The 20412-nt window shown below is 44.7% G+C and carries 9 protein-coding genes; all 9 read left to right on the top strand.

Annotated elements, in window-relative coordinates; genetic code table 11:
* Nucleotides 1-18: 18 nt before the first annotated feature.
* The 9 genes from AB432_RS15870 (at nucleotide 19) to AB432_RS15830 (ending at nucleotide 20333) form a co-directional block, all read left to right on the top strand.
* Entirely contained in the window at nucleotides 19-4302 is a 4284-nt protein-coding gene (locus tag AB432_RS15870) for a type I polyketide synthase (RefSeq protein ID WP_048033105.1), read from the top strand.
* A 5-nt stretch (nucleotides 4303-4307) separates the two neighbouring features.
* Nucleotides 4308-4778 carry a type II 3-dehydroquinate dehydratase gene (locus tag AB432_RS15865; RefSeq protein WP_235617481.1) on the top strand — a complete coding sequence of 157 codons (471 nt, stop codon included), beginning with the start codon at nucleotides 4308-4310 and terminating at the stop codon, nucleotides 4776-4778.
* 25 nt (nucleotides 4779-4803) lie between these two features.
* Nucleotides 4804-7224, top strand: a complete 2421-nt coding sequence (locus tag AB432_RS15860) for an excinuclease ABC subunit UvrA (protein WP_048033103.1) — start codon at nucleotides 4804-4806, stop codon at nucleotides 7222-7224.
* Nucleotides 7225-7282: 58 nt separating this feature from the next.
* Nucleotides 7283-8317, top strand: coding sequence for a hypothetical protein (locus tag AB432_RS15855; RefSeq protein WP_235617480.1), 1035 nt, complete (start codon nucleotides 7283-7285; stop codon nucleotides 8315-8317).
* 43 nt (nucleotides 8318-8360) lie between these two features.
* Nucleotides 8361-8654: an acyl carrier protein gene (locus AB432_RS15850; RefSeq protein ID WP_048033101.1), complete on the top strand. Its 294-nt coding sequence runs from the start codon at nucleotides 8361-8363 to the stop codon at nucleotides 8652-8654.
* A gap of 20 nt (nucleotides 8655-8674) precedes the next feature.
* On the top strand, nucleotides 8675-9640 hold the full coding sequence (locus AB432_RS15845) for an LLM class flavin-dependent oxidoreductase (RefSeq protein ID WP_048033100.1): 966 nt from the start codon (nucleotides 8675-8677) through the stop codon (nucleotides 9638-9640).
* A gap of 50 nt (nucleotides 9641-9690) precedes the next feature.
* The gene (locus AB432_RS15840) at nucleotides 9691-10707 is read left to right on the top strand and encodes a glycosyltransferase (protein WP_053079587.1); all 1017 of its coding nucleotides are present in this window, start codon (nucleotides 9691-9693) and stop codon (nucleotides 10705-10707) included.
* Nucleotides 10708-11113: 406 nt separating this feature from the next.
* Nucleotides 11114-11833, top strand: a complete 720-nt coding sequence (locus AB432_RS15835) for a thioesterase II family protein (protein ID WP_235617479.1) — start codon at nucleotides 11114-11116, stop codon at nucleotides 11831-11833.
* Nucleotides 11834-11930: 97 nt separating this feature from the next.
* Nucleotides 11931-20333 carry a type I polyketide synthase gene (locus tag AB432_RS15830; RefSeq protein ID WP_048033099.1) on the top strand — a complete coding sequence of 2801 codons (8403 nt, stop codon included), beginning with the start codon at nucleotides 11931-11933 and terminating at the stop codon, nucleotides 20331-20333.
* Nucleotides 20334-20412 lie beyond the last annotated feature (79 nt).

Here is a 20412-nt window from a genome sequence, read left to right as displayed (position 1 = left end):
TGTGAAAGGAAAATCGGAATGGAAAATGATCATGTTCTGAGTTCGAAAATTGCCATCATCGGAATGGCCGGAAAATTTCCACGAGCGGAAAATATTCAGCAATACTGGAACAACTTGATCGACGGCGTGGAAGGGATTCAATTTTTCACAAAAGAGGAATTGCTGGAGTCGGGAGTAGACGCGGCTCTGATCGATAGGCCAGATTATGTACGAGCTAGTGGCCGATTACAAGATATTGAATGGTTTGACGCAGCCTTTTTCCAATATACACCGAGAGAAACCGAAATTATTGATCCTCAGCAACGCTTGTTCCTGGAATACGCATGGAATGCTATGGAAGATGCTGGGCATAGCCTATCACAATTCGATGGAGCGGTTGGCGTTTTCGCTGGGATCGGGGCCAATAAATATTTGACCCATGTAGTGAGTCGTACTGACTTGCTCCGCATTTTAGACCATCGACAAATCGAAGTGGCAAATGATAAGGATTTCTTGACTACACGGGTCTCTTACAAATTGAATTTGACGGGACCTAGTCTTTCCATTCAGACTGCTTGCTCTTCTTCTTTGGTAAGTGTGCACTTGGCCTGCCAAAGCTTGCTGAACGGGGAGTGCGATATGGCTTTGGCAGGAGGCGTATCCATTCAGTTTCTGAGCAAGCATGGCTACCTGTACAAGCAGGGAGGCATCGAGTCTCCGGATGGACACTGCCGCTGTTTCGATGAAAAAGCAGAAGGAACGGTATTCGGTGATGGCGTTGGTGTGATTGTGCTCAAAAGGCTGGAAGAAGCGATTCAAGACAAGGATCATATCTACGCAGTCATTAGCGGATCAGCGATTAACAATGACGGGGCAGGAAAAGTGGGATATACCGCTCCTGGATTTGAAGGGCAAATTCAAGTGATTTCCGAAGCGATGGAAGTTGCGGGCGTGACCCCCCACGATATCGGTTATGTGGAAGCGCATGGCACGGGGACGAAGTTGGGGGATCGGGTAGAGATTGCCGCACTCAAGGAAGTTTTCAAAGATCGAGACCTGGACGATCCATGCTATATAGGGTCTGTCAAAGCGAATATTGGACATTTGAACACTGCTTCCGGCATCGCAGGCTTAATCAAGGCAGTTCTCGCTATCAAACACGAGACGATCCCGCCATTGCTTCATCTTCAAAATCCTAATCCGCAGCTCGAATTGGAAAGAAGTCCATTTCAGTTGAATAAGAGCCCGGTGAAATGGAACGCAGTTATCAGGAAAAGAGTGGCAGGCGTCAGTTCTTTTGGGATCGGAGGGACAAATGCTCATGTGATTGTCGAAGAAGCTCCAGAGACTCGGTCCCAAGAAGAGAGGAAAGAGTGGAATTTACTTACGGTTTCGGGGAAAACGAGTCAAGCCAGACAGCGAAACTACGAGAATATGTTGACCTATCTCAAAGAAAATCCGGAAGTAGACGTATCTCAAGTAGCTTACACACTTCAAGCAGGCCGAGAGCACTTCGAGTTTCGCGGGATTGTGCTTTGCAATCATCAAGTGCAGAGGCCCAATACGAATGAGCTTCCGCTAGTTCTAACGGAGAAGGAAGAAGAACAGGAAGAAAAATCGGTTGTCTTCGTATTTTCCGCTCAAGGGACCGAGTATGTAAATATGGCTCGTGACTTGTATCAACTAATCCCATTCTTTCGGGAAACGATGGAACGAGGCTTTCGACTGGTCGAGCGACTGTTTCATCTGGATATAAAAAAGAAGATGTACCCGGATCATCATAATCGGGATCAAGCGGAAATGATTCAGCATGATCCACTCCACGGAACAATTGCGCTATTCCTTCTTGAATACGCATTAGGTCAATTATGGCGGCATTGGGGAGTGGCACCAAAAGCAATGGCTGGGGATTGGCTAGGAGAATACGTCAGTGCGTGTCTCGCAAACGTCTTTGCTTGGGAAGACGCTTTGAAGCTGCTATTTTTCCGAGGGGATATTCACGAAGACATGGTCCTACGCCAACCGACCATCCCGTTTCTGTCGAATAGAAGCAACACGTGGATAACCGAGGAACAAGCGACATCCCTCGAATATTGGCGAGAGCTGATCAACTTCCCTGATCAATTGTCCGCAGGCTTGCCCACGTTAGCCAAAATGAGAAAGCCTGTCTTTTTAGAAATTGGACCAGGGAAAAAACGATGTGAATTGCTGGCGGAGCATGAACACTTCCAATCAGAACCGTTACTGCATTCCTTTCTTGCTGAAAAAGATAGCGAAAGCGCCTATAAAACGATGCTTTACTCATTAGGGCAGTTGTGGCTGTATAAAACAAACGTCAACTGGAAAAATTTCCATACGTCACAGCACCCGAGACGGCTCTCTTTGCCAACCTACTCCTTTGAGAAACAATACTATTGGATTGACAGCGCCTTCGATTCCCATGTGGATACGCTTCATCAGGAAAAGCACCGTTCCCCATCCACGCTTTTGATAAAACAAGGGGACCAATTCGTCCAGCATGACGATGCCATTTATACGCTGAATGCTTTCCAAATGCAACAACTGGAAAACCTATTGGCTAGCTTTTCTTCTGACCCCTCACTCGTGAAATTGGCACCACCCGCAACTGATTATCGAAAAGAGCAGCAGCCGCGCGAACAAAAGTATGAAGACATTGCCTCTGTGTTGTGCAAAATTTTGGAGGAGCTACTAGGGAAAAGCCCGATAGGTATCCAAGATGACTTTTTTGATTTGGGTGGTGATTCGGTGATAGCCATCCAATTTGCTTCCCGTGTCAAAGAACTCCAAATTGAAATTTCCTCTGAATTGCTCTTTGATTATCCGACGATGGAGGAATTGGCGAAGCAGATTCGCATGGAACGCGATAACCCTTCGTCCCCGGAAGTGATGCCGACAGAAGTCCCGGGCATTCAGTATTACTATGTGGACAAAGCTGATCAGGAAATTTTGATGAACGTAGTAGAGGCAGCAGAAGTTGAAAGCGTTTATCCGCTTTCCTTCATGCAACTATTGGTCTTAAATCACAATATTATCCATGCACGACAAGGCACCGTCAATTTGCTGTCCTTTCCGATCGCAGAAGAGCTTCGTCTTGATCTTTTCGAGATGGCATGGCAAAAAGTAATCAACCGTCATTCTTTGTTGCGAACAGGTTTTATATGGAGAAGGATTTCGCATCCAGTTCAATTTGTCAAAAGGCATGTAGATGTATCGATAGACGTGCTGGATTGGACGGAGCTTTCCGAGGAGGACCAAATGCTTGCTTTGACGGAATTCATTGCGATGGAACGACAAAAGAGCTTTAGCGTGGATGCGGTTCCGCAAATGCGTTTTCATCTCATCCAATACGGCAAGGCCGCCTATCAATTTGTATGGTCCTACCAAAATTCGCTTTTTGATGGATGGAGCATGAATATCATTCTGCAAGAAGTATGGGGAAACTATCATCTAGGCGAATCTCTTATCAGCCAACCAGATAGGCCGGCAACTCCGTTCCTGGAATATGTCAAATGGCAAAAAACAAAAGATGATCATGAAGCCAAACAATTTTGGACAGAGGAGCTACAACAGTTCCGTTATCAGGATCAACTTGTGCAGGCTCCCACAAGCAGTCAGAGTACCTTTGTCAGTGCTGTGAAAAGTGTTGATCTTGCACAGGACGAGGTCTATACTGTAAGAGAATTTACCAAAAAAAACCAAATAACGATAAATACGGTAGTCCTAGGAGCTTGGGGTTTGGCGCAAGCGCGGCTGTTGAAAAAGCATGATGTGATGATCGGAATGATTACATCGGGAAGAGTACCGGAAATCGATCAAATGGACAAAATGGTCGGATTGTTTACAAATAACTTGCCAGTCCGGTTGATCTACGACGAGGCAGACCACATCAGAGAGTGGTTTGTGGCATTGCAAAAAAAGCTGGTGAAAATCAGACGTTACGAGCACATTACTTTGCAGCAAATCACCTATTGGTCGCAGATTCCGCTTGATTTTTTACAGACGGTGATCAATACACGAAGCTTGGTTTATACCCAATCTCCTTTTCAGACGAACCAGGCTTCCGAACTTGGGGAGCAAAAGCATTTGCAGGGTGACAGTGTCGGTCAGCTTCACCTTCCGCTGCGTATTTTTGTTAACCCGGGAGAGGAACGCTTAACGATCCGAGCAGAATACGACAGTAACCAATTTGCCCATGATGTTATCACGCAACTCCTGCAGGAGGTAAAGCGTCTGGTAGTTACCATCCCAAAAGCTGATGTGATGCAAGATTTGTGGATACCGTCAAAAAATCAATTTTATTAGGGCACATGCCTGGCGGGAGACTGATCAACGATATGAAGATTGCCATTATTAATGGACCGAATATGAATCTGATCGGGATGCGGGAAACACAATTTTACGGGACAGTCACGTGGAAGCAAATCGAAGACAGGCTACGTGAGCTGGCTGCCGAATTGCAAGTCGATGTCCTCTTTTTTCAATCCAACCATGAAGGTGAAATTATAGACTTTATTCAGCAGCACCTACACGACCTTGATGGCGTGGTCTTGAATCCAGCGGGCTATTCCAAAACCGGATACTCCATACTGGATGCTTTGACCTCCATCGGTATTCCCTATATTGAGGTGCATATGTCCAACATTTTTGAAAGAGGCGGTTGGCATGCGGAATCGATTTTTTTTGAAAACGCCATCGGACATGTGATCGGCTTGAAGGCCAACGTTTATGAGTTGGGCTTGCGAGGCATCAGTCAGTACGTACAGGAAAAACAAACATAGAACAGCAGGAAGGAATGGGGAACTGGTGCAAATTGAAGTCTACAACGCAAAGCTCCACAACTTAAAAAACATTACAACAACGATTCCCAAACATCAGTTCATCGTAGTCACAGGAGTTAGCGGCTCGGGAAAATCAAGTTTTATTTTCGACACCTTGCATCATGAAGGGCAGCGAATTTATTTGGAGGCGCTGGGTATTGCGCATGATGTCCTGCACTATGATTCGTTTGACATGATTCAAGGGCTAAGTCCGACGATTGCCGTGCAACAGAGGACCGTGAGCAATCTGAATCCGCGATCGGTTGTAGGCTCAGTCACGCGTATTCTTAACTTGCTGGCTATCATTTATGCCCAAGAGGGACAACGAGCGGGCGAAGTCGCAGATCCACAAAAACCAAGTGAATATGTCCCGGGCATCTTTATGTTTAACTCCCCCCACGGTTCCTGCCCAACATGCGGGGGGAGAGGATACGTTTCGGAGGTAAACATCGAAAAAATTTTGCCGCCTGCCAATGAAACGATTGAACGCTGGCATCAGTTCGCCTACCAATTTCCCCAACCAAAAAAAGAGGAAAAGGAGTACGTTTCCAAAAGGTTGGAAAATTTCACGAAACACTATGGATTGAGCCCGGATACTCTTTTTATAGAATTATCGCGTGAAGCCAAGGAAACGTTCTTGCATTATCGACCAAAGCGGACGCAAAGCAAGGGTCACCTGATCTTTTATGGGGTCAGTGTAGTCATTGAGGAAAAGTTGAAAAAGATCAACACGCAGCAAATAGCAGACCTCCAGACAACACGACCGTGCACCCGGTGCGCGGGGTTTCGGTTAGGAAAGCAAGCACTCTCGATCACCATCAATAACAAGCATATCGGCCAGCTTTGCCAAATGAATGTTGGGGAGTTGACGACATTTTTCCAGCATTATCTGGCAACGAGGCCACATACCCCCTTTATTACCCATTTGATCAATGAGATCCTCCGTAAACTGAATTGTCTCGAGACAGTAGGCTTGTCCTATTTGAACCTGTACCGAGAAATCCCGACACTGAGCGGAGGGGAGACCCAGAGACTGCACATTATGTCTCATTTATCAGCAAAGGTCGATTCAATCATCTATATTTTTGATGAGCCGACGGCTGGCTTGCACGAAAAGGAAAAAGAAAAGATTATCGAAAGCTTTCATCGATTAAAGCAACAGGGAAACACGGTTATTGTCGTAGAGCATGACGAAAGCGTGATCAAGCATGCCGACTACATTATGGACTTTGGTCCTTTGGCCGGACAACTAGGCGGTTCGATTGTTTATCAAGGAAACTACTCCGACTTTCTGGATTCGACTAATTCGATAACGGCTCAGTATTTGCGCGAGAAAAAGCATCCTCGTAAAGAATATACAAGCCGTGTGGATACGCCAGCCTCTACATTGTCCATCAAGAATGCGCGCACGAATAATCTGAAAAACATCGACGTCTCTATTCCGTTGCATGCCATCGTGGGTGTCAGTGGCTTATCAGGTAGTGGCAAAAGCTCCTTGGTAATTGATACGCTCATTCCCAAACTTCAGGCCTCCTTGAAAGCAAAAGCGACCAAACAAAAGACAGTAATAGAAGATGAAGCGGAGCACGAAACCGATTTCGTCCATACGCATGCCGATGCCAAATTGGAAGGCGCCGAAAATATTGATGGATGTATTGTGGTCACACAAAAGCTGGCACGACGTCATGAGAATTCTTGTGTAGCAACGTTCTTAGGCGTGTGGGATCATATTCGGCATATTTTTTCCACACAAGAGGAGGCAATCGCCCTTCAGTTCACGCGCAGCTCTTTTTCATTTAACTCGACAGGCTCATGCACAGTTTGCAATGGTCACGGCTACATAAAAAGATGGCTGGGTCAACTTGTGTTTAGCGACCAATGTCCAGCTTGCCGAGGGAAAAGATTCAAGCCTGAAGTGATGAAGGTACGGTACAAAGAACGTACGATTTCCGACATATTAGAGATGTCCATCTCTGAAGCGCACGAATTTTTCGGCGATCACGCTAAAATCAGCAAGATGCTGGGCACGATTGAAGAGCTGGGTATGGGATATATCCTCATTGGGCAGAGCCTCACTACGTTAAGTGGGGGAGAAGCACAACGTTTAAAATTGGCCAGAGAGCTGGGAAAAGGCAGCAAGGGAAGCTACCTGTACATTTTGGATGAACCGACTGTTGGACTCAGCTATTATGACACCGAAAAGTTACTGGTCATTCTGGGCAAATTGGTAGAGAACGGGCATTCAGTCTTGCTCATTGAGCACGATCCTTACGTGCTCGCTTATTGCGACTATCTCATAGAGCTTGGCCCCGGTGCAGGAAACAAAGGGGGAGAGGTGATCGCGGAAGGATCACCTGAGGAGATCAAACAGCTAACTTGCTCCATGATCGGTCCTTTTTTGGAATAGAAGGAAGAGTTTATTCGCGTAGGTTTGATTTGATCCTAATTCGATACGAAAAGAGGAGATGCTTGTGGAGAGTGTAATGCTGCCAGTTGTGCAACCGCCCATTTTCGGCTATCAATTTTTTGCCTTTCCTCTGTGTATTGTATTAAAGGACGAAAGAAGCCTGCCTTGGTTATACAGCAATTTCATCCAGGTCTGCTTCGACAAGCGCCCGAATCCACCTGTCCCGTTTACTTTTTACATCCATGACTACAAGTTGAATCCATGGCTTCACGTTGAACATTTTGAGAGAGGCACGATGAGCATCGTCCAAAGGAATATCGTAGATTTTGTTCGCGATTGTCTTTTGGACGGCTACTATGTTTACCTCAATGTGGATGAGTATTACATCCCGGAGCGCAAAGTCTATCAAAAAAGTAATCTCTCTCACGATGTACTTATACATGGAGTCGATCTTCAGGAGAAAACCTTTCAATTGCTCGGCTTTACGGATAAAGAGACGTTTGCTTCGACGAGTGTGTCCTTCCGAAACTTTGAATTGGCTTACGACAGCATAGACCAGATTGATCACCAGGCGGTTTGCAATCGCATTTATTTGTATAAATACAAGGAATCGGGAGAGTATGATTTTGATTTGACATTGGTTCAGGAAACGCTAGAAGAGTATCTGTATTCAAAAAATACCTCAACACGATTTCGCATGATTTCCAAGCCTTGGAACCATTGTGCCTACGGCTTGGAAACATATCAGTGCCTGCAAGACTATTACCAGCACCTGCTCGAGGGAAAGACCCATTTTGATGTTCGTCACGTTCACACCTTGTGGGAGCACAAAAGATTGATGGTATCCCGCATCAAATATATGCAGGAAAACACTAGCTACCTGAATTCGTCCCATCAGATTTATGAGGGTTATTCAGAAATAGAGCGTAAAGCGCGAAATACGCGCAATCTTATGCTGAAATTTTATATGCAGCAGGAAGAAGAAACCCTTCATAAAATCATGAGATACCTTGATGAAATAGCCGCTCAGGAAGCAATGGTGATGGAAAAGCTTTTGACGTTATTGCGCAGACACGAACCGAAGTTGCTCTAAACCTTCGCGTTTCTTCAATCTTTTTATAAAGGAGGATATTTGTATGATAACCAAAAACGAAATCGAAGAAAAATTGGTGAACATCTACATGAAACAGATGCAAGAGCTTCAAATTAGTCCGGATAACTTGCAACAAAGCGGGATTGATTTCTCGTCCCAGGAAATCCGCTTACAAGATGTCGGAATTAACTCGCTTGGATTTATTCGACTGGTGGTTGCGGTTGAAAATGAATTTGGATTTCAGTTTGAAGATGACATGCTGAATGTCGAACTTTTTCAAACCATCCAAGAGTTGATTACTTATATAGAGGGGAAAGTAAAGCAGGAGTCTATTTAATTTGGAAGGTGGGAATGTATATGAAATTTTATGCAGATTTACCAATGTGGCTTCATTATAATGACAAGAATCAACTCCACCTCATCCACGAATCCGCAAAATTATTAGAGGAGAATGGGTTTGCAGGGTCCCTGCTTTTTTATCAGCATACTACGCTTGATCCATGGATCGTTGCCACTGGCACCTTACAAGCTACAAACAATCATCTGCCGATCATCGCATTGCAGCCAAATACAATTCCTCCGTTCTCCGCTGCCAAAATGATACATTCGCTAGTCCACTTGTACGGGCGCAAAGTAGCGCTAAATTTAATACCTGGTCAATCGCCATCCGAGCTTCGGCAAGTCAATGATACTGTACCGGCCGAGGAACGCTTCGATCGCTTAGTGGAATACATAGAGATATTGCGGTCATTACTTCAGTCAAATGACCCTTTAACATACAGTGGCAAATACTATACGTACAATGAGTTGCAAGTCTTTGCGCAAGTGGATGAGGATTTGAGACCGATCATTTTTATGCCAGGGGCCTCCTCCTTATTTCAAAAAGCCGCCCTCCAGTCGGTTGATGTAGCTATTCAATTAGCAAGTCCCATCTCTCAGCTTGTCAACAGCTTTGACATTCTTTATGATTCGCATGTGGAATTATGTTGTCGACTTGGCATTATCGCACGTCCAACGTCTCAGGAAGCCATCGAAGTGGCAAAAGAGGAAGTCCCCATGCGATTTATGCAGATTGTGAAGAAGCAGGGAAGAGCGTCAGGATTTTATACAGAAGAAGAAGAGCGTATTTATTTTCCTACCGAACAAGGCAAGGCTTTTCGCGGGCCATTATTGGTTGGCTCCTACGATGAGGTAGCAAGTTATTTTCGTAGATACAAGGACTTCGGGATTAAACATATCATTTTTAGTTGCATTCGTTCGGTTGAAGATTTGCAGCATGTGAAAGAGGTATTGAATCGAGCAGAGATGGTCGGGATGACCTAGCCTACAAAACGGCAGTAGAGACGGGAACATGGTAAAGGAGCCAGAAAGACATGGCAATTTATATTTGGTGCTCTTCAATTGATAGAGAGATAGGCGGTATAAAGCAAGGCTATCAACATGTGAACGTTTTAAATAAAAACGGGATTCCCTCGTATATATACCATGAAGAAGAGGGATTTCGCTGCTCATGGTTTAGGAAGGATACGCCAATCTGCTATCACAAAGAAGATATAAGTGAAAATGACATCGTGGTATTCCCCGAGTTCAGCGTTCCATCCCTTCCACAAAAATTTCAAGTCAGAAATAAAGTGATTTTTAACCAAGGTTGTTATCACACGTTCAATAATCTTCCGCTTCCAGTCGTATTATTAAGAAATAAGTTATCGTCCTATTACCACAAAGAAGAAGTAAAGGCCGTATTGGTTGTATCTGAAAATGATAGAAGCTACTTAAAACATTGTTTTCCTGACAAAAACATCTATCGAATCAAACACGGCATCGATTCATCCTTGTTTTATTTTGATAAAGCTGCGAAAAAGAAACAAATTGCTTTTATGTGCACGAAAAACCCTCACGACATACGACAGATTATCTATATGCTGAAAATCAGAGATGCTTTAAAAGGGTGGGAACTTACCCCCATTTACGAAAAGCCTCATAAAGAAGTAGCGAGAATCCTCAGAGAAGCATCCATTTTCTTAAGCTTCGGAACGCAAGAAGGATTTTACTTGCCCGCGGCTGAAGCGATGGCGTGTGGCTGTATCGTGATTGGGTACAATGGCTTGGCTGGTAGAGAGTATTTTCAACCAGATTTTAGTTACACCATATCGAATGGGGATGTTTTACAGTTCACACTTGTAGTCGAACGGGCTATCGAGCAGTTTAATAAATCCAACGATATTTTTATGGAAAAGTCAATCAAAGCTAGCAACTATATTCAAAAGAACTACTCACTCGATAAAGAAGAAAAGAGTATAGTAGAAGCTTGGAATCAGATTCTTTCATTAATTAGTGTACGTGATTCGTATGCACATTCGTACTCACATCCTTCATCCCCATTTCAATGATGTTGTATTGTGTGAGAAATAGAAACAGTCCGTCAATTACATTGACAAGGGTGAAAGCGTGGGGTAGTATATTTGTAAGCTTTCCAGATAAAAGAAATTTTGTTATTTTGAGATAGATAAGATGCGCGGAGATTTTAAAAAGGTAATTTTATTCGGGAAAAGTTATCTTTCTAAATTTTGTTTGTCATGAAACCTTTCCTGCCAGAAGGAAATGAATGCATGGGAAGGATTTTTTATCCTCTTTTATAACAACCTGATGCATTTTATTGAAGCTTAGGCACATTAGAATAAGTCAGGGGTCATACGACATGGAGTAGTGTATACGCCTTCGATACACGAGATGGCGAAGCTATGCCCTTCAAGACGTTTTATTACTACGAGTGGTTTGAATAAAGGGGAAAACGCAGTGGAAAACAATAACAGCTCTGATTACATGAAGTTATTTTGCTTGCCCTACGCAGGTGGTTCGGCCACTGTTTTTAGTAAGTGGAGACGAGAGCTGGACCCAAGAATTGAGCTGCTTCCGGTGGAGTTGGCGGGGAGAGGAAGGCGTTTTAAAGAACCGTGTTACCCTTCCTTGCCCGACGGTGTAAAAGACGTTTCCTCCTACATAATGGAGCAGATTGGAGACAGCGATTATTCGTTGTTTGGGCACAGTATGGGGTCTCTTTACATCTGTGAGCTCATGAAACAAATCCGAAAAAATGGCTGGAGAAAGCCGCGGCATCTATTTTTATCTGGCATGCATCCTCCACATATTCGGGACAAAAAAAAGATTCATCATTTGCCGGGTGAAGAATTCATCCAGGAAATCATACAGCTTGGCGGTACCCCCAAAGAAGTAGCAGAGAACAAAGAGCTTATGGAAATTTTCACTCCTGTCCTGAGGGGTGATTATAAAAATGTAGAAGAGTATTTTTTGGTGGCAGATCAAGAAACGTGGGATATCGATATGACTGTCCTGACGGGAGATGATGATAACCTCGTAACATTGGATGATATTAACCAGTGGAGAAAATATACGAGCCAATCATGTACGATCGTGACTCTCCAGGGTGGACACTTCTTTATCAATGAGGAAGAAGAAAAGGTTATCGATATTATTAATAAAACGCTAACTACATAAGACGTACGCTGTAAGTAGCTAACCCTTGCCAATAATTGGTCAAGAGTTAGCTTTTTTCTGCTGTATACAAATTTGAAAAGGGAAATGGGAGTTTATCATGGGGTATAAATATGACGATCAGACGTATACAGGGTTAGAGATTGCTGTCATTGGCATGGATTGTAAATTTCCAAAAGCCGAGGATGTTCACCAATTTTGGGACAATCTCAAGAATGGAGTCGAAGGGGTATCTTTCTTTTCGGATGAGGAAATGATTCAATCCGGAATCGATCCAGCTCTATGCAACGATCCGAATTATGTGAAAGCAAAAGGGTATCTGGAAGGGATAGACTATTTTGATTCTACCTTCTTTGATTATACCCCCCGTGAAGCAACCGTACTGGACCCGCAAATTAGAGTTTTTCACGAAGTGGTAATGAACGCCTTGGAAAATGCGGGCTATAATCCTGAAACGTACAAGGGCCAAATCGGTCTGTACGCAGGAAGTACCGAAAATGTGAATTGGCTGCTGAGACAGTTGCTGGTTGATGAGAACCCCACTTTCAATTTAAGCTATCGTGAGTATTTATGTACGTCCATTTCCTACAAATTAAAGTTGAAGGGTCCAAGCGTCTCCGTACTAAGCGCATGCTCAACGTCATTGGTTGCAGTTCATCTCGCCAGCCAGGCATTATTAAACGGCGAATGCAGCATAGCGATTGCGGGCGGCGTACACATTTCCCTTCCGTCAAAAAAAGGCTATTACTATTCCGATGATCTCATTTACTCGCCTGATGGTCATTGTCGCGCGTTTGATGTCTCTTCGACAGGAACGCTCGTTAGTGACGGAGCAGGAGTCGTCGTCTTGAAAACATTGCAGGACGCGATAAAAGACAAGGACCATATTTATGCCATTATAAAAGGATCGGCGATCAATAACGACGGGCATCGTAAAGCGGGTTTTTCCGCGCCTAGTATTCAGGGACAAAAAGAAGTCATCGAGGCAGCTCTCCACATGGCGGAGGTAGATGCGGAATCAATCACGATGCTGGAAGCTCATGGGACAGGAACCAAGATCGGTGATGCCATCGAAGTGGAAGCTCTCAAAAGGGCGTATCAAACGAATAAAAGAGCATACTGCGCCATAGGTTCGGTTAAATCAAATATTGGGCATCTGAATGAAGCGGCTGGTATTGCAGGCATGATCAAAACGATTCTTTCGTTGGCAAACAGGCAAATTCCGCCGTCCCTTCATGTTTTGAACCCGAATCCTAAAATAGAGTTTGAGAATACTCCTTTTTTTGTAAATCATTCTTTGATGGATTGGCATACGACAGATCAACCTCGACGAGCAGCAGTCAGCTCCTTTGGAATTGGCGGAACGAATGCACATGTAATCCTTGAGGAAGCGCCAATGCTTGAAAAGCAAGCGGCCACGGATGAACCTCAATTGTTTGTCTTTTCTGCCAAAACAGAAAGCGCTTTGCAGCAGCAGATCAACCGCTTCAAAAATCACTTGAAACAACAGCCTGATATTGACCTGCGCGATGCGGCTTATACGCTTCAGGTAGGGAGAATGGCTTTGTCAAATCGTTTTTATTTGACTGCCGAAAGCTTCCAGGAGCTTTTCCATCAGTTAGATACGAAAAAGCTTTGGGGCAGAACACCGGAAAAAGGGGAAAAATCTATCCTCTACCTCATTCCGGAAATTTCCGGAGATCTACAAAGCGTTCAATTTGCCCTCTCGTTATACCAAAAGCATCGGCTGTTTCGAGAGGAAGTCACGCAATGCCTAAGCAAATTAGGTTCGAACAGTAAGGTCGATTTACGCCAATTGTTCGATCCAGGTGAAAAAGGGAGTCTGCAACTTCAAGCGATTCATTTTCTTTTTGCTTATGCTTTTGCAAAAGTAATGTTTACTTACCATGAGCAACCCTTTGGCATACTTGGATTCAAGAGTGGAAATTTGGTAGCCGCCACTCTAGCGGAAGCCGTGGCTATCGAGCATTCGTTTGCGGCATTCATGGGTAATGAGATCACAACGATTACGGAAAACCAGATTCGCCAGCTTCGGATTCCCATGTTTTCTCCTGTAAATGGCGAAAAGCTTTCCGGAGAACAATTGAAGGACCGAGCTTTTTGGAGTACAGTACTGAATGCTTCGCTTTCCATACCAAAAGGAGTTTCCACACTTTGCCAAACTCCGAAGATGGTGGTGGCTTTCCTAGGAAATAAGGAAAATGGAATTGGTGATCACACAGATTTGCCCATGCACGAGTGGATTTCTTTATGTACGAGCAGCATGGAAGAAAGGCCCTCGGAAGCCTTTGTTTTGAAATGGATCGGGGAATTATGGAGTTCAGGAGTAAGCATCCATTGGGAAGCTTTACATAAAAAGGGGGCTAATGGACGCATCCCTTTGCCTACTTATCCTTTTGAGCGGAATCGCTACTTTTTGGATGATGACCCGGTACAGATCGGGAAAACCTTCCTGCAACAGGTCAAGGAACAATCATTGGTCCAAAAGGGCGTATCGGATTGGTATTACGTGCCGACATGGAAAAGAGGTGCTCTTTCCAGTTTGCCTACTGGGAAAACGAAACAGCGATCTGCTATCATTTTCCATGATGTAGAGCTGAATGCGACGATTCTGGAAGCGTGCAAACGGCATTATAAAGAGCCGTTTTTTGTAGCGCGCGGGTGTCCTCCTGTCTCTGAGGGGGATAACGGTTATCTGTTAGGGGAAACGAGTAAAAGAGGCTTCAGCGATATTTTACAAGCATACTATCAGAAAACCAAAAACGAACCGGATGCGATCCTCTACTTTTCCCTTATCCAGGATGATTTCATTGAAGAGGATCAGATGCAGGCCGAAAGTATACTGGAAGAAACTTATTATGGCTTTCTGCATCTCGTCCAGGCACTAGATGAAATCAAAGGATCTACGGCGATTCAACTCTCTGTCGTTGCGAATCGTCTTTTTGACGTGCTTGGCGATGAAGAGATTAACCCTTGGAAAGCAACATTGCTGGGTTTAGTCCGTGGCATTCCATTGGAATTTCCTGATAGGAACTGCCAGTTGATTGATATTTCTGGCCAGGAGCAGCTAGTCGCCTCTGGAATGGTCGAGACGCTTTTGTGCGAAATGGAAGGTAGTCAAGAGGACCTGTTTGCTTTGCGAGGAAAATCAAAATGGCTTCCTCTCTATGAGCGTACATCTCTGGAAACCCATTCAACCCTGAAGCTGATAGACGGAGGCACCTATCTGATTTCTGGAGGTACAGGTGGAATTGGATTGGAGTTGGCCGCTTACATCGCCAGTCACTGTAAGGCCAGTATTATTCTGCTTGGGCGATCATTCTTTCCTGCGAAGGATGAGTGGGGGAAATGGCTCCAAGATCACGGAAAGCAAGACTCCATCTCAGCCAAGATCAAACGGATTCAGGAGATCGAACGAAGCGGCGCACAAATTTACGTCTACCAGGCGGATGTTTCTGATTTCTCTACTCTTGCCTCGACTCTGTATTGTGCTCAGGAGGAAGTTGGCCCCGTTCAAGGTGTGATTCATGCGGCAGGACTTCCGGGCAGCGGCCTTATCCAACAGATAAGCAAGGAGACGATGCACCAGGTCATCATGTCAAAGACAATGGGATGCATCAACTTAAATCGACTTCTGCGGGAAAACAACTTGGACTTTTTCGTGCTGTGCTCGTCTATCAGTACGATTTCCCCGATGATCGGGCAGTCTGATTATAATGCCGCCAATGCCTTTTTAGATGCGTATGCCGAGTATTGTAACCGGGAAGGGAAGCAGGCAATCACCAATGTGAAATGGGATGTTTGGAAAAAGGTAGGGATGGCGGTACAGTCTGGGTTATCGACCGCTCCTAGAAAAGAGCTTGAACATCCGCTCTTTGAATACCGTTTTCAGGCGGGTGACAAAGAACTGTTCTATTCAAAACTAAGCCTGCATCGTCATTGGGTTTTGCAGGATCATCGTACCAATGAACATGGAGTGCTATCAGGAACGACATTGCTTGAAATGGTTCGGGAAGCCGCTGATAACAGTATGCTGAAAAAGCCCTATCTCCTCCGACAAGTGCATTTCCACACGCCGATAACCGTGCGCGAGGAAGAGGAAAAAGGAGTCTTGCTCCTCTTTACTAAAAACAAGGAAAGCTATGACTTTATCATATACAGTCGTTTTCATCATGACGAGCATACGTGGATTCCTCATGTTACCGGCACAATTGAAGCTGCCCAGCAGTCTGCAAGCACGATGGATCTGGAAGCTTTGAAGGAAAGCTGCGGAGACAAGCATGTACTGTTTACCGAAGCGGATCATCAAAAGCATGGAGGATATCTGAATTTCGGGAAGAGATGGCGCAATATTCGCGAAGTTATGGCGGGGTCAGATGAAGGGGTAGCCATCATTGAGTTGCCTGAAACGTATCAAGCCGATCTGGACGATTATCATCTGCATCCTGGTATGCTGGATACAGCGACAAGCTTTTTGCTCGGCTTTCTCAATAAACAGAAGATGTTTATTCCCTTGTCCTACGAATCAATTGCCGTCTATGGCAAAATGCCGCGCCGCATATACAGCTACAGCAAATATTTGGACAGCCGTTTTCCGCAGGAGGACTTGGCGAGTTTCGATATTCAGATCATGGATGAGTTCGGAAATGTGATCATTGATATCCGAAACTATACCGTAATCGCGATATCCGAATCTGTTGCAGACCGGATCAGTGACGGAAAGAAGCACAGTATACAGATTAATCTAGATAAATGGATGGACGCTGATGCTCACGGAGACGATTCCAGCCCAATCGGAATCTTGCCGGAAGAGGGGCGTGAAATATTTGGAAAAATACTGACGTCCGGTGTTTCCAACCTGATCATTTCCACGATCGACATCGAAACCCGTTTACGTAAAAGCCATCACAGCACAGCTAATGGATGGAACGGATATGAACAGTCAGCAAGCAAAAAGATTCAGGCAAAACGACCACCGTTGTCTGTAGAGTATGTTCCTCCCCAAACGGATATCGAAAAAGCGCTGTGTGCCATTTATGAAAACTATTTAGGAATGGCTCCTATTGGTATCGCAGATGACTTTTTTGAGCTGGGTGGAGATTCTCTCAAGGCGATACATGTTAGCACGAACATCAGAAAGCAGTTTGATAGCAATATCACGTTGACGGATTTATTCCAGTATAAAACGATCAAAAACGTAGCTGAATTCATCAAAAGCAATAACCAAGTCGGACAATATCAAATAGCACCCGTCGAGGTTCAACCACACTACAAGACATCGCTTGCACAAAGACGCATCTTTTTCTTACAGGGTCTGATGCCAGATACGGTGGGGTACAATGAATCGACTGCCGTTTTGCTGGAAGGGCCGATTCATCTCAGAAAAATTGAAGAGATATTTGCCAAAATGATTGAGAGGCACGAAAGCTTACGCACTTCGTTTCAGGTACTGGAAGGTGAGATTGTCCAAATTGTACACCCCCGTATTGACTTCGAAGTGATTTGCTTGGAGTCCGATGAACATTCGGTTGAGCAAGATCTCGAGAAGTTTATTCAACCGTTCGATCTGGCGAGGGCGCCTCTTTTCCGAGTGGGATTAATCAAAATTGGAGAACAAAAGAGTATTCTAGCAGTGGACATCCATCATATTATTTCGGATGGAACATCCATTAGCTTATTGGTGAAAGATTTTTCTGAATTGTACAGGAACGTTTCGCTTCCTCCATTGAACGTCCAGTATAAGGATTACGCGGAGTGGCAGCACGATTTTGCACGGTCAACCGCTTATCGGGCACAAGAGGCCTATTGGTTGAATAAGCTGGGGGGAGCATTGCCTGTCCTGCAGCTGCCGACGGACTTCCCTCGCCCGGCATCCCTTAGCTTCCATGGTGATCGGATTAGTCTGGAGCTTGATCAACAATTGAGTGAGGGAATCAAGAAGTTTTCTCAGGAGAATCAGGTCACCTGGTTTATGACGATGTTGGCTGCGTATTATGCATGGCTGGCGAGACTCAGTGGGGACTCAGATATCCTGGTAGGAATTCCGCAAGCAGGCCGAAACCATGATGAGCTGAAAGAGATCGTAGGCATGTTTGTCAATTCCCTTGTTCTGCGTAATAAGCCAGAGAGGGAGAAAAGCTTCCTTGAATTGCTTCACGAAGTAAAAACGAGTTTATTGGAAGCGTTGGAAAATCAGGATTTTCAAATCGAACAGATATTGGATCAACTGGATTTTAAGCGTGACCCAAGCCGTACATTCTTATATGATACGATCTTCAATTACCAGAGCATGAAGAATCAGACGGAAAGTGAAGGAACGTATTACGAGGACATAAAGTTATCGGCCTACCCGGTCACGGTAAAAACAACAAAAGCGGATCTGAATATTCATTTATACGAAACTGCCGCAGGGATTTATCTGGAATGTTACTACAGGACGGACTTGTTCAAGCAGGAGACAGTCCAATACATGTTTACCGAGTACCGCAAATTGCTTGAATGCATCATCCAAAAACCCAACCTGCAGATTGGCGAATTGCCAATATTGAAACAGAGCGAGGGCTTGCACAGGGAGAATGGTGTTGTGCCGCTTTGCAAGTACCAGCCCTTTTCTTTCAAGGAGTCTACTGCCGCTCTTGTAAAACGGTTTGAAGAGCAGGTTGCCACCTATCCGAATCATATCGCTGTCAAACATAACTTTGATGCTTTGGAATATGGACAGCTCAATGCAAAAGTAAATCAGATTGCCCGAAAAATTTTAGAGCACTGCTCTCCAGAAAGCGCACAAACACCAGTTGCCCTTTTATTTGGGAACACACTCGAAATGGTAGTTGCCTTGATGGGTGCGTTGAAGGCAGGGGTTCCGTTCGTGCCGCTGGATCGAAGTGCTCCAATTGAGCGGTTGGCTTATATGATCGACGATGCGCAATCGAGCATTCTTTTGACCGATTCGGAAAACATAATTTTGGCTGGTGAAGTTGTAGAGAAGATCAACCAGAAAATCCAAACGATCAATTTGACGGACGGAACCAGTAACATTTCAGAAGAGAATTTGGATCTAAGCATAAAAGGCGAAGCAATTGCATTTATCCTCTATACTTCTGGCTCGACAGGAAGACCGAAGGGGGTCATGCAGAGCTATCAAAACGTCTATTACTATCTTTCACAGTTCACCCAGGTATTGAAGGTCCATCAACGTGATCATATCGCATTGTTGACATCGTACAGTCATGCGATCGGCATCTTGGATATATTGGGAAGCTTGTTAAATGGGGCTACTTTGCATCTCTATGATATCAAGCTGGACGGTAGTATGACGCGATTCGCCAATTGGTTAAATCAGGAACGAATCACATTGTTCCACTCCGTTCCATCCGTGTTCCGCTTTTTTATGAAGAACCTGGATGACAGCATACGACTTCCTCATATTCGCATGGTTTTATTAGGAGGAGAGGTCGTGTCTGGCACGGATTTTGAGTTGTACAAACAAAAACACGCGGATGACTGCTTGTTTGTCAATTTCCTGGGTTGTTCGGAAGTGATGGTCATTTCATTTTTCATCATGAACAAGGATATGGCAGTCCATCCTGCAAAAATTCCAGCCGGGTATGTCGTCGATGGCATAAATTTGCGCATTCTTAACGAAAACAACCAGGAAGTGAGTATTTACGAATCCGGGCAACTCTACTATCAAAGCGAGTATCTCTCTCCTGGGTACTGGAACCGCGCAGAAGAAACAGAGAAGGCTTTTGCATACGATTTGCACACAGGTGAGGGTCGATTGTACCGAAGCGGAGACTACGGCAGATTATTGCCAGATGGTTGCTTGGAATACAACGGCAGAAACGATTCCCAGTTGAAAATCAGAGGCTACAGGGTTGATTTGAATGAAGTAGAAAGTGTCATCGACGGATTGGATTGTATGGTAAAGAGTGTTGTCAAATCAACCGAGGATGCGAACAACGAACCGGTCATCGTTTCTTACTACGTATTGAAGGAACACATATCAGAGAAAGAGATCATCGGTATGGTGAAGGAATTATTACCGAGCTACCTTGTTCCGCAATATTGGATGGAATTGCAATCGTTTGCCATGGTCGGACCGAATAAAATCGACCGCAGTGCATTGCCAGCCTTGAATGTCAACACGCCAAAGAGCTCCCGTACGGCTCCACCGCAAAATCGCATGGAAGAACTGCTCCTAAAAATATGGCAAGAAACATTAGGAAAAGAGCAGATCGGAGTAGACGATGGATTTTTTGACGTTGGTGGTCACTCGTTGATGTTGATGCAAGTTCAAAACAATCTGGAGAAGGAACTGCAAACAACGATTGAGATGGCCGATTTGTTCAAATATCCAACCATACGTTCGTTGGCTTTGTTTTTACAAGACAAGCAGCAGAACAAAAATGATTATTTGCAGCAAAGCATGCAGCGGGGCGAGCTTAGAAAAAGCCTGCGCCAGCAACGGGGAAAACGGTAAAAGGCCATCGGGGAGACAGGAAATCGGGGCGCCTCGCGCTCCGGGTGACTCCTCCTGCTTTGGACATTTGAAGGGTAAA

Origin of the sequence: Brevibacillus brevis, from assembly GCF_001039275.2 — a bacterium.
GTDB classification, from domain to species: domain Bacteria; phylum Bacillota; class Bacilli; order Brevibacillales; family Brevibacillaceae; genus Brevibacillus; species Brevibacillus brevis_C.
The sequence above is the reverse complement of the archived record's forward strand: the minus strand, read 5'-3'. Positions and strand labels throughout refer to the sequence as shown.

Coding starts and splice junctions, on each gene's coding strand:
- AB432_RS15865 (WP_235617481.1), top strand. CDS start 4,308: ATGCCTGGCGGGAGACTGATCAACGATATGAAGATTGCCATTATTAAT.
- AB432_RS15850 (WP_048033101.1), top strand. CDS start 8,361: ATGATAACCAAAAACGAAATCGAAGAAAAATTGGTGAACATCTACATG.
- AB432_RS15840 (WP_053079587.1), top strand. CDS start 9,691: ATGGCAATTTATATTTGGTGCTCTTCAATTGATAGAGAGATAGGCGGT.
- AB432_RS15845 (WP_048033100.1), top strand. CDS start 8,675: ATGAAATTTTATGCAGATTTACCAATGTGGCTTCATTATAATGACAAG.
- AB432_RS15855 (WP_235617480.1), top strand. CDS start 7,283: ATGCTTGTGGAGAGTGTAATGCTGCCAGTTGTGCAACCGCCCATTTTC.
- AB432_RS15830 (WP_048033099.1), top strand. CDS start 11,931: ATGGGGTATAAATATGACGATCAGACGTATACAGGGTTAGAGATTGCT.
- AB432_RS15870 (WP_048033105.1), top strand. CDS start 19: ATGGAAAATGATCATGTTCTGAGTTCGAAAATTGCCATCATCGGAATG.